12 protein-coding genes are annotated in these 13886 nt (G+C 69.9%); 4 read left to right on the forward strand and 8 right to left on the reverse strand.

Features of this window, described 5'->3' with window-relative positions; translation table 11 throughout:
• The first annotated feature begins 39 nt into the window (after positions 1-39).
• The 3 genes from H261_RS04220 to H261_RS04230 all read left to right on the forward strand — a co-directional run bounded on the left by H261_RS04220 (position 40) and on the right by H261_RS04230 (position 4432).
• The gene (locus H261_RS04220) at positions 40-1488 is read left to right on the forward strand and encodes a sensor domain-containing diguanylate cyclase (RefSeq protein ID WP_008614720.1); all 1449 of its coding nucleotides are present in this window, start codon (positions 40-42) and stop codon (positions 1486-1488) included.
• 101 nt (positions 1489-1589) lie between these two features.
• Positions 1590-2351: a substrate-binding periplasmic protein gene (locus H261_RS04225; protein ID WP_008614730.1), complete on the forward strand. Its 762-nt coding sequence runs from the start codon at positions 1590-1592 to the stop codon at positions 2349-2351.
• Positions 2352-2431: 80 nt separating this feature from the next.
• Positions 2432-4432 (forward strand): FAD-dependent oxidoreductase, encoded by a 2001-nt coding sequence (locus tag H261_RS04230; RefSeq protein WP_008614731.1) that lies wholly within the window; start codon positions 2432-2434, stop codon positions 4430-4432.
• 9 nt (positions 4433-4441) lie between these two features.
• Here the strand turns inward: H261_RS04230 and H261_RS04235 are convergent, their stop codons facing one another.
• The 4 genes from H261_RS04235 to H261_RS04250 all read right to left on the reverse strand — a co-directional run bounded on the left by H261_RS04235 (position 4442) and on the right by H261_RS04250 (position 8510).
• The gene (locus tag H261_RS04235) at positions 4442-5629 is read right to left on the reverse strand and encodes a BaiN/RdsA family NAD(P)/FAD-dependent oxidoreductase (RefSeq protein WP_008614733.1); all 1188 of its coding nucleotides are present in this window, start codon (positions 5627-5629) and stop codon (positions 4442-4444) included.
• A 10-nt stretch (positions 5630-5639) separates the two neighbouring features.
• Positions 5640-6734 (reverse strand): hypothetical protein, encoded by a 1095-nt coding sequence (locus H261_RS04240; RefSeq protein WP_008614735.1) that lies wholly within the window; start codon positions 6732-6734, stop codon positions 5640-5642.
• Between the two features lie 71 nt (positions 6735-6805).
• Positions 6806-7306, reverse strand: coding sequence for a hypothetical protein (locus H261_RS04245; protein ID WP_008614737.1), 501 nt, complete (start codon positions 7304-7306; stop codon positions 6806-6808).
• A 43-nt stretch (positions 7307-7349) separates the two neighbouring features.
• Positions 7350-8510: a GNAT family N-acetyltransferase gene (locus tag H261_RS04250; RefSeq protein ID WP_008614738.1), complete on the reverse strand. Its 1161-nt coding sequence runs from the start codon at positions 8508-8510 to the stop codon at positions 7350-7352.
• A gap of 137 nt (positions 8511-8647) precedes the next feature.
• On the opposite strand from H261_RS04250, the gene H261_RS04255 reads away from it, so the two are divergent.
• Entirely contained in the window at positions 8648-10252 is a 1605-nt protein-coding gene (locus H261_RS04255) for an FAD-binding oxidoreductase (RefSeq protein WP_008614739.1), read from the forward strand.
• A 4-nt stretch (positions 10253-10256) separates the two neighbouring features.
• Here the strand turns inward: H261_RS04255 and H261_RS04260 are convergent, their stop codons facing one another.
• From H261_RS04260 to H261_RS25335, 4 genes are all read right to left on the reverse strand, one after another.
• Positions 10257-10829, reverse strand: a complete 573-nt coding sequence (locus tag H261_RS04260; protein ID WP_008614740.1) for a tyrosine phosphatase family protein — start codon at positions 10827-10829, stop codon at positions 10257-10259.
• Complete coding sequence (nifA, locus tag H261_RS04265; RefSeq protein ID WP_008614741.1) at positions 10826-12511, reverse strand: nif-specific transcriptional activator NifA; 1686 nt, start codon at positions 12509-12511, stop codon at positions 10826-10828. Before nifA ends, H261_RS04260 begins: the two co-directional genes overlap by 4 nt.
• A gap of 163 nt (positions 12512-12674) precedes the next feature.
• Entirely contained in the window at positions 12675-13262 is a 588-nt protein-coding gene (locus tag H261_RS04270; RefSeq protein ID WP_008614742.1) for a hypothetical protein, read from the reverse strand.
• 79 nt (positions 13263-13341) lie between these two features.
• On the reverse strand, positions 13342-13886 hold a 545-nt coding region (locus H261_RS25335), incomplete at its 5' end, for a helix-turn-helix domain-containing protein (RefSeq protein ID WP_008614743.1).

A 13886-nucleotide genomic window follows, 5' to 3' on the forward strand; every position in this document is an offset into this window, starting at 1 on the left:
GCGGTGGCGCGGCCAATGGCCTGGGTAGAATATCAGAGAATGAGCAACAACCAGGACAACAGCGGCTCTGGAAAGCCCAGGCTTTCGCTGCGGCGGACCGAACGGCCGCGTCCCGCCGACGGCGCCGCCCCCTGGCCGGTGCTGGTGGTGGACGACGATCCCGACGTCCATTCCATGACCCGGGTGCTGCTGCGCGATTTCAGCTTCCAGGGCAAGGGCTTCGAGGTGATCAGCGCCATGTCGGGTGCCGAGGCCCGCGCCGTGCTGGCCGAGCGCGCCGACATTCCGGTAATGCTGCTCGACGTGGTGATGGAGACCCCCGACGCCGGACTGTCGCTGATCCGCCACGTGCGCGACGATTTGGGCAACCGCCGGCTGGCCATCGTGCTGCGCACCGGCCAGCCGGGCGAAGCCCCCGAGCGCGACGTCATGCTGGCCTACGACATCAACGACTACCGTTCCAAGACCGAGCTGACCGCCCAGAAGCTGTTCACCTCGCTGATCGGCGGATTGCGGTCGTGGATTCACCTGTCGACCATCGAGGCCATGGCCTCGACCCTGGAGCGCCGGGTGACCGAGCGCACCTGCCAACTGGACGAGGCGCGGCGCTTCGCCGAAAGCCTGGTGGAACTGCTGCCCAATCCCCTGTGGTTCAAGGACCCCGACGGTTCGCTGCGCCTCTACAACCGCGCCTTCCGTGAGATGTTCGCCGTCGAGCCCGAGGACTGGCACGGCATGCCCGCCGATGCCGTGCTGCCCCAGCCCCTGGCCGAACTGGACCGGCGGGCCGATGACGGCCTGCTCCTGGGGGAGCCGGGCGGGCTGTCCTTCGAGACCTCGCTGGAGCGGGCGGACGGCACCCGGGCCCTGGTGGTCAGCAAGGGCATGGTGCGCAGCGATTGCCGCGGCACCCCCGACGAGCCGGTGGGCACCATCGGCATCGTCACCGACATCACCGAGCGCAAGCGTATGGAAAGCCAGCTGCGCCATCTGGCCACCACCGACGAGTTGACCGGCTGCCTCAACCGCCGCGCCTTCTTCACCGCCGCCGAGCAGGAGCTGGAGCGGTCGGGCCGCTATGGCGGCTTCGTCTCCGTGCTGATGATCGACATCGACCATTTCAAGCAGGTCAACGACCGCTTCGGCCACGCCGTCGGCGACCGGGCGCTGAAGGCGGCCACCGCCGCCATCCGCGCCAACCTGCGCGAGATCGATTCCTTCGGCCGGCTGGGCGGCGAGGAATTCGCCGCCATGCTGCCCGAGACGCCGCTGGCCGGCGCCATGCTGGTGGCCGAGCGCCTGCGTCAGGCGGTGGCCGCCGTCCGCCCTCGCCCCGTGGGCGACGGCGTGCCGCCGCTGCGCATCACCGCCAGCCTGGGGGTCGCCGAGCGCGCCGCCGAAGAAACCGCCGTCGACCAGATCCTGGCCCGCGCCGACATCGCGCTGTACCGCGCCAAGGCCGCCGGCCGGAACCGCGTCCTCGCCTGAAGGCTCAGCCCCCTTTCCCACTCCCCCCCTCCCTCGGGCATAGTGCTTGGGATGTGACACGGTGCTTCGAGTCGCGCCGAAATGAGGCGGATAGAGAATCGATGCTGAGGGTTTGTCTCGTCATCCTGGGGATCATGGCGGCCTTGCCCGCCTGGGCCGGGCAGGTCGTCAAAGTGGGCGGCTACCCCTTCGCCCCCTTCGTCGAAACCAATGCGGCGGGCCAGCCGGACGGACTGGCGCTGCGCCTGATCGAGGCCCTGAACGCCCATCAGGACCGCTTCACCTTCCAGTTCGTCCCGACCTCGCCCAACCGCCGCTACAAGGATCTGGAAACCGGCCAGTTCGACGTCATCCTGTTCGAGAGCCCCGATTGGGGATGGACCGAGCGCAAGCTGCCGGTCCAGGCGTCCCGCGTCTTCCTCGACGGCGGCGAACTCTATGTCGCCCTGGCCCGGCCGGGGCGCGGCCAGGACTATTTCGCCGACCTCACGGCCAGGCGCATGGTGGGGCTGATCGGTTATCATTACGGCTTCGCCAATTTCGAGGCCGACCCCGCCGTCCTGGCATCGCGTTTCCGCATGACCCTGGTCCGCGACAATGCCGCCAGCATCGAGGCGATCCTCAAGGATCGGGGCGACGTGGCGGTGGTCACCGACGCCTATCTCAAGCGCTGGCTGAAAAGCCGGCCCGAGGCCCGGGACAAGCTGCTGGTGTCGGAACGCTTCGACCAGCGCTACGCCCACCGCGCCCTGATCCGCCAGGGCGCCGCCGTCACGCCGGCCGAACTGGACAGGATGCTGTCCGCCATGGACCTGGACGGTACCCTGACCCGGCTGTGGCGGGAATTCGGCATCCGGGACTGATTCTTTTCGAACCGCTCAAAACATTGCGCCCCGCATCACATCCGGCATAATGGTACCGTAATGCCATTATGAGGGCCGCCATGCGCCACCGCCATCTGCTGTCGCCCATCACGCTGCGCGGGGTCGCGCTGCCCAACCGCATGATCATGGGCTCCATGCATCTGGGTTTCGAGGGGCTGCCCGACGCCTGGCCCCGGCTGGCCGATTTCTATGCCGAGCGCGCCCGGGGCGGCATCGGCCTGATCGTCACCGGCGGCGTGGCGCCCAATCCGCAGGGCAGTTTCGGCCCCGACGGCACCGTGCTGACCTCCGAGGCCGAGCTGCCCGGCCACCGGCTGGTGACGCAGGCCGTCCATGCCCAGGGCGGACGGATCATCATGCAGATCCTCCATTGCGGCCGCTATTCGCGGGCCGCCGACATCGTCGCGCCGTCGCCCCTCCGCGCCCCCATCAACAGCCAGGCCCCGCGCGAGCTCTCCGATGCCGAGATCGAGCGGACCATCGCCGATTTCGCCCGCTGCGCCCGGCTGGCCGTGCAGGCGGGCTATGACGGGGTCGAGGTGATGGCCTCGGAGGGCTACCTGATCAATGAGTTCCTGGCGCTGCGCACCAACAAGCGCACCGACCGCTGGGGCGGCGACCTGCACGGCCGCATGCGCTTCCTGGTGGAGATCGTCCGCGCGGTGCGCGCCGCCCTGGGGGAGCGCGCCATGATGAGCGTGCGGCTGTCCATGATCGACCTGGTGGAGGACGGCCTCGCCGCCGACGAAGTGGTGGCCGTGGCCCGGGCCATCGAGGCCGAGGGCTGCGACCTGATCAACAGCGGCATCGGCTGGCACGAAGCCCGCGTTCCCACCATCGCCCACACCGTGCCCCAGGGCGCCTGGGCCTGGGCCACCGCCCGGGTCAAGGCGATGGTGGGGATTCCCGTGGCGGCCAGCAACCGCATCAAGACCGCCGATCTGGCCGAATCCCTGATCGCCGAGGGCCAGTGCGACATGGTCAGCATGGCGCGGCCCCTGTTGGCCGATCCCGCCTTCGCCGCCAAGGTGGCGGCCGGCGAGACGGAGGCCATCAATGCCTGCATCGGCTGCAACCAGGGCTGCCTCGATCCCATCTTCACCGGCGGCGCCGCCACCTGTCTGGTCAATCCCCGCGCCGGGCGGGAAGGCGAGTTCCAGTCGCGCCGTCCCTGCGAGACCCAGCGCGTCGCCGTGGTCGGCGGCGGTCCGGCCGGCATGGCCTGCGCCCTGGAAGCCGCCCGGCGCGGCCATGACGTCGCCCTGTTCGACGCCGCCCAGGAATTGGGAGGCCAGTTCATCCTGGCCCGCGCCGTGCCGGGCAAGGAGGAATACCTCGCCACCCCCGCCTATTACGCCCAGGCCCTGAAAAAGGTCGGGGTGGAGCTGCATCTGGGCCGCCCCGCCACCGCCCGCGACCTCGCCCCCTATGGCCGCATCGTGCTGGCCACCGGCATCCGGCCGCGCCGGCTGGACCTGCCGGGCGCCGACCACCCGATGGTGGTGGGCTACGAGGACATCCTGTCGGGCCGCAAGCGGGCGGGCGCCCGGGTGGCCATCCTGGGCTCGGGCGGCATCGGCTTCGATGTGGCCCTCTATCTGGTGGGCGAGGATCACGAGACCGACTTCAACGCCGAATGGGGCATCGACCGCGCCTTCACGGCGCGCGGCGGTCTGGCCGAGCCGGTAGCCCCGCCGCCGGCCCGCCGCGCCATCACCATGCTCCAGCGCAAGGCCGACCGCCCCGGCGCCGCGCTGGGCAAGACCACCGGCTGGATTCACAAGGCCCACCTGCAGCGCCACCATGTGGACATGCTGGCGGGCGTCGCCTACCGACGCATCGACGACAAGGGGCTGCACATCACGGTCAACGGCGAGGAGAGGCTGGTCGAGGCCGACACCGTCATCGTCTGCATCGGCCAGGAGCCGCGCCGCGATCTGGCCGACGAGTTGAAGGCCCTGGGCCGCGAGGTCCAGCTGATCGGCGGCGCCCGCGACGCGTCCAAACTGGATGCGCTGGCCGCCTTCGAGGAAGGGACCCGGCTGGGACTGGCGCTGTAGGCGAGCCCGCTACACGCTCATCCCCGCCACCCAGCCCGACGACCACGCCCACTGGAAATTGTAGCCGCCCAGCCAGCCGGCCACGTCCACCGCCTCGCCGACGAAGGACAGGCCGGGATGGGACTTGGCCGCCATGGTCTTGGATGACAGATGGGCGGTATCCACGCCGCCCAGGGTGACCTCGGCGGTGCGGTAGCCCTCGCTGCCCGCCGGCACCAGCGGCCATTCGGACAACAGGCGGGCCAGCCCGGCCAGGGCGGCGTTGGTCGACTGACCGATCGGTCTCCCTAATAAACCCGCCCGCTCCGCCAGGGCGCGGGCCAGCCGGGCGGGCAACAGTTCGCCGACGATGGTCTCAACCTGGGCGTTGGGCCGCTGGCCCTTGCGCTCCAGCAGGCGGGCGGCGGCATCCTGGCCAGGCAACAGGTCGACCATTATAGACTGACCGGTCAGCCAATAGGAACTGATCTGCAACACCGCCGGTCCCGACAGGCCGCGATGGGTGAACAGCAGGGCTTCGCGGAAGCGGGCCTTGCCGAAGCGGATTTCGGCGGGAACGGCGATGCCGGCCAGATCGCGCATCAGGGCGAGATCGGCTCCGGTGAAGGTCAGCGGCACCAGGCCGGGCCGCGGCGCCACCACCGACAGCCCATAGCGCCCGGCCAGGGCATGGGCGAAGCCGGAAGCGCCGATCTTGGGCAGCGACAGCCCGCCGGTAGCCACCACCAGGGCGGCGGCCTCGTAGGTTCCCCGGCTGGTCGCCACCCGGAAGGGGCCGTCGCCGGTCACCGCGCCGACCTTGGCCTCCAGCACTATCTCCGCGCCCCCCGCCCCGCATTCGGACAGCAGCATGGCGACGATGTCGCCGGCCGAATTGTCGCAGAACAGCTGGCCGTGCTCGCGCTCGTGAAAAGCGATGCGGTGGCGCTTTATCAGGTCGAGAAAATCGGCGGGACCATAGCGCTTCAGCGCCGAGGTGGCGTAATGGGGATTGGCCGACAGGTATTGGGCGGGGGTGACGGCGCGGTTGGTGAAGTTGCACTTGCCGCCGCCCGAGACGAGGATCTTGCGCCCCGGCTGGTCGTTGTGGTCGAGCACCACCACCCGCCGGCCGCGCGCCGAGGCGATGGCGGCGCACATCAGCCCGGCGGCACCGGCGCCGATGACGATCACGTCGAAGGGAGAAGACAGGCTCATGGCCCGACTTCTACCCCATCCGGTCGCGCCACTCCAGCAGGCGGTAGACGGCGCGGCCCAGTGTCCAGCCATCGGCAAGGCCGGCGGCGGAGAGATCGGCATGGGCGAGATTGCCCAGGCGGTAGAACCGGCCATGGGGCAGGGCCGCCGCCAGGGCCTCGCCCTCGCCCACCGGCACGATGCGGTCGTCGGCGCCGTGGATGACCAGCACCTCCGGAGCGAAGGCCGACAGGTCGCGGGCGGCGAGGTCCAGGCGGCCGATCTCGTCGGCGATGCCGGGCGGCAGGCCGTCGATCAAGCCGGGTGCCCGTGCCGGATCGGCATTGTCGAGCAGCGCCATCACCGCTTTTCCCTGGGGCCCCAGCCGCCCGACCAGGTCGCCGATGCCCGCCTCCGGATCGCCCATGCGGCGGCGCGCCACGGCCTCCAGCAGGGTGCGGTCGCCGCTGTCGCTCAGGCGCCGCGCATTGCTGGCCACGAACACCCACTTGCCGTAGGCGTTGGGCTCCAGCCTTTGCCCCCGCCAGTATCCGGTGGTGAAGAAGCCGATCACCCGGCGCGCGTCGTAGGGCGGCCCCACCGCCACCATGACCGCCACCCTGGCCGCCACGTCCGGCTCCAGGGCGGCCAGCACCGCCGGGATGGCGGCATAGGAGATGGCGGCCATCGCCACCCTGTCCCCCGGCGCGTGGCGCACCGCCAGGGCCACCTCGCCCGCATCGGCGGCCGACAGGGTCAGCGCCCTGGCCCCCAGCAGATCGGGCACCATCACCCGCCACCCCGCCCCCACCAAAGCGGCGGCGAAGCGGACCAGCCGGGGATCGTCCTTGCCCGCCACGGCGGCGCCGGGCAGCAGCACCAGCACCGGCCCGCTCTCGCCATGGAGATCGGCCCGCCCGCCGGCGTATTCCAGCGGCCGGACGGCGACGGGCGGCGGCGAACCGCCCAGGGCGGCCATCAGGCGGATGGTGTCGAAGACCCGGCGGCCGGGCGGCGAGACGAGGCCGAGGGCAAGGATGAGAAGGAGGGCGAAAAGAATACGGAATCTGTCATTCCGCCGAGCCGCGGGAGGAGGAATCTTGTCCTGGAACGGCATTTCCGACATTGAAACAATGCTCCAGGCGGAGATCCCTCGCCCACGCTCGGGATGACGCCCTCAAACGAGGCCGAACCGCCTCACACCTCGATCTCCCCCAGCTTGGCCTGGGTTTCCTTCAGGCGGTCGGCCTTCTTCTTCATGTCGTGTTCCATGCGCTTGATGCGCTTGTCCAAATCCTCGATATGGGCGAGGCGCTCCACCCGCTTGTGCTTGTTGTAGCTGGAGGTGAAGCGCTTGACGCCCCAATCGGCGGTGACGAAGAACAGGGCGGCGCCGGCCACCAGCACGATGATCGCCGCCACCCCGCCATAGGCGCTGTTGACCGCCACCATGGCGCCCCAGAAGCCGATGGTCACCAGCGACGAGGCCGAGGCCAGCACCAGCCGGTTGACCGTCTGGTCATGGCGCATCTGGCGCTTCTCGTGCTCGCGCATGGCGTTGACGATCTCTTCCCTGGCGATGGCCTGCCAGGTCCTGAACGACATGCCCTTGACCGTCCGGTTGTCGCGGATGGTCTGTTCCAGCTTGCGCACCAGATAATCGGCCTTCTGGTCCGGCGTCGGGCCTTCAGCGGCCAAGTCTCGTCTCCCACGGTGGTCAGGGCCGCAGTTTAATCAACCCTCACCCCTTGCGGAAAGGCCCTTCCTCCGCCTGCTCGGCGATGTCCTCGGCCACCAGGGCGCGCTCGTGGGCGAGATAGCGCGCCACCGGCTCGGCCAGACCGGGATCGGCGATCCAGTGGCCGGAATAGGTGGCCACCGGCAGATAGCCCCGGCTGACCTTGTGCTCACCCTGGGCGCCGGCCTCGACGCGGGCGAGACCGTGGGCGATGGCGAAGTCCAGGGCACGGTAGTAGCACGCCTCGAAATGCAGGAAATCCACATGCCGCCCGCCGCCCCAGGTGCGGCCGTAAAGGGTGTCCCCGCCCAGCATGTTGAAGGCCGCCCCCAGGGGCTCGCCATCGGCTTCGGCCCACACCAGCACCACGCTGTCGGCCAGGGTCGAGGCCGAGAGTTCCTCGAAGAAGGCGCGGCTGACATAGGCGCGGCCCCATTTGCGATCCACCACCGCCTGATAGAAGGCGTGGAAGACGTCCCAGTGCCGCGCCTTGACGTCGCCGCCCACCAGGGTGGAAAGCCGGACGCCGGAGCGCGCCACCGCCTCGCGCTCCTTGCGGATCTGCTTGCGCTTGCGGGACGACAGGCGGTCCAGGAAGTCGTCGAAACCCCGATAGCCGTCGTTGCGCCAGTGATACTGGCTGCCCAGGCGTTGCAGCCAGCCCGCCTCGCCCAGCCCTTCATACTCGCCCTCGGAGGGAAAGGTGACGTGCACCGAACTGGCGCCCAGGCGGCGGGCCAGATCCACCATGGAGGATGCCAGCACCCGCCTCAGCCTGGGGCCATCCTCGCCGGCCAGGACCAGCAGGCGCGGCCCGGTGACCGGCGTGAAGGGCACGGCGCATTGCAGCTTGGGGTAATACGCGCCGCCCGCCCGCTCGTAGGCCTGGGCCCAGCTCCAGTCGAAGACGTATTCGCCGAAGGAATGGCTTTTCAGATAAAGCGGCGCCGCCGCCAGCAATCGTCCCTCGCCGTCGCGCACCAGGAGATGGCGGGGCTGCCAGCCGGTACGCGGCGAGGCCGAGCCGGAGCGCTCCATGGCGTCGAGAAAGGCATGGCGGATGAAGGGATTATCCGTGCCGGCGCAGGCATCCCACGCGGCGGCCTCCACCTCCGAGATGGCGGACAGAACGGTGACGCTGAGACGCTTTTCTCCATCGGGCATGATGCCAAGATGAGGGCGGAGGCGAAGAATTCCAAGATGCGCATGGCCGTCATGACCCATCCCGCCCCTTCGGGGAGTATCAATTCCTGTGCCGGAAGTGCTATGGGAGGGCCCGCACCACCCGAATTCCGCGGATCATGAGCGCTTCCATCGACTTCTCCTCGCTGCCCCAGGCGGAACTGACCGACGACGGCGGCAAGCCCGTCAAGGCCCGCCTGCTCGCCACCCACGACGTCGCCCTGGCGGTGGCCGAGGCGGTGCGCGCCAATTGGGCGGTGATGCCGGCCGGGGGGCTGACCAGCGCCATCGGGTCCTACGACTATCACGACGACGGCATCGCCGGTTTCGCCGGCATCGTCGCCATCCGCCCCAAGGGGGCGCTGGCCGCCGAGATGGTGGCCGCCCAGACGCCGCTGGCCGAACTCAAGACCCATCAGGTGGCCATCGACGCCGAGAACGGGCTGGTCTCGGCGGGTGCCGGGCTGACCTTCACCCAGGTCAACGCCGCCCTGGCCGGGACGGTCGGCCCCAACGCCCGCGTCCTGATCGACCTGACCAGCATCGCCTCGGCCTTCGTCGGCGGCGTGGTAGCCACCGGCGGCATGGGGCCGCTGCGTCTTTCGCCGCTCGGCACCCTGGACGCCGTCTGCCTGGCCGACGGCGGCGACGCGCCGCGCATGGTCGAGGGCGAGGCCCTGGCCGGCGTCCAGGGCCTGCAGGGTTGGACCGGCATGGTCGCCGCCGCCCGCTTCCGCTTCGTCCTGGTGCCGACCGGCGAATTCGGGCTGGTGCTGCCGGTGCAGGGGTCGGACGTGGACACCATCGCCGGGCTGCTGGCCTGGCTGCGCCCCTGGACCCGCATCACCCTGCCCGAGGCCGGCGGCCGCGTCACCGGCGAGGGCGGCGAGACGGTGCTGAACGGCATCGAGCTGGTCAGCCGCGATTCGCTGGAAACCTTCATCGAGCACGCGGAGGAGCCGGCCCGCTCCAAGGCGCAGGGGCTACTGCAATCCTGCGAATACGCCGGCGCCGACATGCTGGCCTGCCTGACCGGCTGGTCGGAACTGTCCATCGACGACGTGCTGATGAGCCTGCTCGACCCCGAGACCGAGACCATCGGCGGCGTGATGATCGATTTCGGCGTCGGCTTCTCGTCGGGCGCCGAGATGGAGACCTTCCGCGCCATCCGCGAAGGCGCCCCCGACCTGGCCCGCACCAGGGCGCGCGTCGTCCAGCCCGGCAAGCTGAAGCCGTGGAGCACGTCCACCGACATCAACATCGTGCTGCCCGCCGATACCGGGGCCATCGTAGCGGTGCTGGAGGCCTATGCCGATTACCGCGCCGCCATCCGCACCCTGGCCCGCGAACTGAAGGGCGCCGTCGAGGTGGAATTGTCGGCCTACGGCCACCTGTCGCCGTCGGGCATCGACCCCCATCACCGCGTCACCCTGTTCGCCGCCCTGGGCGCCGAGGCGGCCCTGGCCGGAGCGCGTCAGGCGGTGGCGGCCAACAAGCGCACCCTGATCCACGATCTGATGTTCGCCGCCAAGAGCCATGCCCTGGCGGTGACCGGCGGCGAGAAGGGGGCGCCCTCCCTGGTGGAGATCGCCCGCGCCGCCGGCGGCGAGAACCGCCTGCCCGAGGACCTGAAGGCCGCCTTCGCCCGCACCCGCGCCGCCGTGATGGCGGCGCCGGCCCATTTCAGCTTCCGCGCCCCGCCCGAACTGCGGACCGGGGACTGAAGCCTCACTCTTCCGGCGGAACCTCGGCGGCGCGCTCGCTGGCCCGAAGATAGGACATCTTGTCGGGATAGCCCCTGGCTACACAATGGTGGTGCAGGCGCATGGCCTCGACCAGGGCGCCCCGGCGGTCCAGCATCTCGTCGGCCATGCGCACCATGCGCGAATTGGGCCACGAGAACGGGCGGATGGCCGCCAGATGGGCGAAGGAATCGGCCTCGCGCCCGGGATTGCGCTGGGCCATCAGGATGATGGCGGTGGCGGTGGAGCGCGAAATGCCCATGTGGCAGTGGATCAGCAGATGCTCCACCATTTCAGCCTTCAGCCCCTCGCCGTATTCCAGGATGGCCTCCACGTCGCGGGCGGTGGCGGGGGTCTGTCCGTCCTGCGGATTGACGATGTCGTGGAAGCGCCAGATGGTGCGGGCGTGGGGCGGATAAAGGGTGAAATGCTCCGGGTCCGGCCATTCGGGGTCGAGGATGGTCACCACATGGCTGACCCCCGCCGCCGCATGGGCCGGCAGTTCGTCGATGCCGCAGATGGTCAGCGGAAAGGGCAGCAGCGGGGTCTTGATCGTCACAGCTGTCGAATCTCGATGTTGTGCTTCTTGAGGGCGTAGCCGATCTGCCGGGGGGTGAGGCCCAACAGACGGGCGGCCTTGGCCTGGACCCAGCCGCAGCGCTCCATGGCCTGGACCAGGCGCTCGCGCTCGGGCAAATCCTCGTCATCGGCAGCGGCGGCGGGAACGGACGGTGCGGGGACCGGCGGCGGCGCGGAAGCGGCGGCGGCGGGCGGCGCGGCCATGGGGCCGGTGGGCACCGGGATGGGGGGGCTGAGGGTGGGGGCGGCCTTGTCGCCGGGATTGCGCTTGTGCCACAGGGTCGAGGACAGGCAGGTGTCCTGCTTGCACGACAGGTCCATCTCGTCGATGACCTCGCCCTTGGTCATGGTGGCGGTGCGGTAGACGCAGTTCTCCAGCTCGCGCACGTTGCCGGGGAAGTAACAGCGCTGCAGCGCTTCCAGCGCGTTGTGGGAAAAGGCCATCGCCCGGCCGTTCTCCTCGTTGAACTGCTTCAGGAAGTACATGGCCAGCAGCGGAATATCGCCCGAACGCTCGCGCAGTGGCGGCAGGAAGATCGGCACCACGTTGAGGCGGTAATAGAGGTCGGCGCGGAACGAGCCGTCGGCCACCCCGGCCTCCAGGTCGCGGTTGGTGGCGGCGATCAGGCGGACGTCCACCTTGACGGTCTTGTTGCCGCCAACCCGCTCGAACTCGCCCTCCTGCAGCACGCGCAGCAGCTTGGCCTGGAAGTTGGAGGAAATCTCGCCGATCTCGTCGAGGAACAGGGTGCCGCCGGTGGACAGCTCGAAGCGGCCCTTGCGCTCGGCCACCGCGCCGGTGAAGGCGCCCTTCTCATGGCCGAACAGTTCGGATTCCAGCACGCTTTCCGACAGGGCGGCGCAATTGACCTTGATGAAGGGCTTCTGGGCGCGGGCCGACAGGATATGGACGGCGCGGGCCACCAGTTCCTTGCCGGTGCCGCTTTCGCCCCTGAGCAGGATGGTGGCCTTGGTGGGGGCGGCCTGCTGCACCTGGGCGAAGACGCGGGCCATGGCCTCGGACGTGCCGACCACGTCCTCCAGCCCGCGGATGGGCAGGCTGGGGCGGACCTCGGCCATGCGCTTGTGCAGCCGCGCGGAATCGGTCATCAGGGTCTCGCGGTCGCTGGCCAGCTTGCGGTGCAGGCTGGCGGTCTGGCCGATCAGGGTGGCGACCATGGTGAGGAAGCGCAGGTCGTGCTCGAACACGTACTGGGCGCTGTCGTCCCACGAGCGCTCGACCGAAAGCGCTCCGAACGGCTTTTCGGTGGTCTTGATGGGCACGCAGAAGAACGATACCCGCTCGCCCTCCAGCCCGTCGTCGTTCTCGGCGATGTATTCGGCCAGCAGCGGTTCCTCGGCGGCGTCGGGCGCCACCATGGGAATGCCGGTGGACACCACCTTCTCCACCGCCTGGAAGGGATATTTGAGGACGCCTTCGCGCGCCAGGCGCAACGACATGCCGGTGACGGCGGCCAGATGGGGCTGGCCCGCCTCGTCCTTCAGCACCACGGCGCCGTGGCGCATGTTGAGGTACGACGACAGCACGTTGAGGACGTCGTGGAGCGCCTTGTCCAGATCCAGGGTGGCGCCGAGAATCTTGCTGATCTCGTAGATACCGATCAGCGGCAGGGCGCTTTCGTCACTCTTCTGGGCCGTCATACGCATCCGATCCACCAATTGACCTTCACACGGAAACAAAGCCGCAGCGACCCGCCGCGACCGGCTCCCCCCACCTTTTCTTGATTACAGTCATAATTCTTAGTCCATGCGCGCCCGTTCGTCCACACCCGCTTGGTTGCCCGGGCGGGTGGGGCCGGACGGCTCATGGCCCGATATGCAGGGCGCCCATGGGGCGGCGGGCGATGATGCGCAGGAAGTATTCGCCGGGCTCGTCCACCCGCCAGCGGACGCGGCGGTCCACCGGCCCGATGTTGTCCTCCTCGTCCAGCACGATGTCGAAGCTGTCGGCCACCACCTGCAGGCGCAGCCGCTGGGGCTCGTCCAGACGGAACGAGACGGAATGGGCGCCGGGCTGCAGCCGGCCGAGCGGCAGGAACACCCGCTGGCGGTCGGCAAGGGTCAGCGGCGCCAGGGCGGCGGGCTCCCAGATGCCGTCGGCGGGCACCGCCACCGGCGGCGGCGGCAGGCGGCACTCGGTCTTGAGCCGGCCCATCAGGGTCTTGAGCCGGCTGACCGTGCCGTCGTCCTGCCGGCCGGCATAGCTGGCCACATGGCCGGCCAGCCCCTCGTCGCCCCGCTCGATGCGCAGGGCCATCCGGCCGCTGCACTCTCCCTCGTGACAGGTCAGGCAGACGGCGTCGAAGATCACCACGGTGGCGACCGGCATGTCTTGCGCGGCGACCGGAGCGGCAAACGTCAGGGACAGGAGAAGGAGAAGCGCTTTGATCATGGCCGCCCTCCCGATGACTGGGGCGATGCCGCCAGCATAGGCCCGGCCGGCCGGAGGGACGAAGCCGGAAAAAGGGGGATCAGACCTGCTTCTTGCGCGTGCGGCGCGTCGGGGTCTGGGGCGGGGCCTCCTGGGGGGCGGCCAGCATCATGGGGCGGCGGGGCAGCGAGGCTTCCATCACCTGCTCGATCAGTTGGGCGGTGGCCAGGACCTCGGCCAGCTTGGCCCGCAGGGTGTCGACGGTCAGTTCCTCGGACTTGCGCTTGCGGCTGGTGGACAAGGCGCCGGCACCGGCGGCGATGAACTTGTCCACCCAATCGTCCAGCTTGGCGCGGCTGATGCCGATGGCCAGGGCGACGGCGTCGGCATCCTCGCCGCGCAGCACCCGCATCACCGACTGGCGCTTGAGCGCCTGGGTGATGGGCAGCCGCCGCTTCTGCACCATGGTCAGCTTGGTGACGTTGTCGCCCGCCGCCATCGGAGAGGCGGAGGCGGTCAGCGGCGCCGGCACCTGGGCCATGACCGGCGGCGGGGCCAGGGCGGCGGGAGCCTGCGGAACGGCGGCCTGCGGCTTGGGCGCGGCGGGCTTGAGCACGACGGCCCGGCCCGCCGGCTGCGGAGCCG

This window comes from Paramagnetospirillum caucaseum, assembly GCF_000342045.1.
Lineage (GTDB): Bacteria > Pseudomonadota > Alphaproteobacteria > Rhodospirillales > Magnetospirillaceae > Phaeospirillum > Phaeospirillum caucaseum.

Bases quoted from the DNA above. Each gene is read 5' to 3' on its own strand.
- H261_RS04220 (WP_008614720.1), top strand. From the start codon at position 40: ATGAGCAACAACCAGGACAACAGCGGCTCTGGAAAGCCCAGGCTTTCG.
- H261_RS04225 (WP_008614730.1), top strand. From the start codon at position 1,590: ATGCTGAGGGTTTGTCTCGTCATCCTGGGGATCATGGCGGCCTTGCCC.
- H261_RS04230 (WP_008614731.1), top strand. From the start codon at position 2,432: ATGCGCCACCGCCATCTGCTGTCGCCCATCACGCTGCGCGGGGTCGCG.
- H261_RS04235 (WP_008614733.1), bottom strand. From the start codon at position 5,629: ATGAGCCTGTCTTCTCCCTTCGACGTGATCGTCATCGGCGCCGGTGCC.
- H261_RS04240 (WP_008614735.1), bottom strand. From the start codon at position 6,734: ATGTCGGAAATGCCGTTCCAGGACAAGATTCCTCCTCCCGCGGCTCGG.
- H261_RS04250 (WP_008614738.1), bottom strand. From the start codon at position 8,510: ATGCCCGATGGAGAAAAGCGTCTCAGCGTCACCGTTCTGTCCGCCATC.
- H261_RS04255 (WP_008614739.1), top strand. From the start codon at position 8,648: ATGAGCGCTTCCATCGACTTCTCCTCGCTGCCCCAGGCGGAACTGACC.
- nifA (WP_008614741.1), bottom strand. From the start codon at position 12,511: ATGACGGCCCAGAAGAGTGACGAAAGCGCCCTGCCGCTGATCGGTATC.
- H261_RS04270 (WP_008614742.1), bottom strand. From the start codon at position 13,262: ATGATCAAAGCGCTTCTCCTTCTCCTGTCCCTGACGTTTGCCGCTCCG.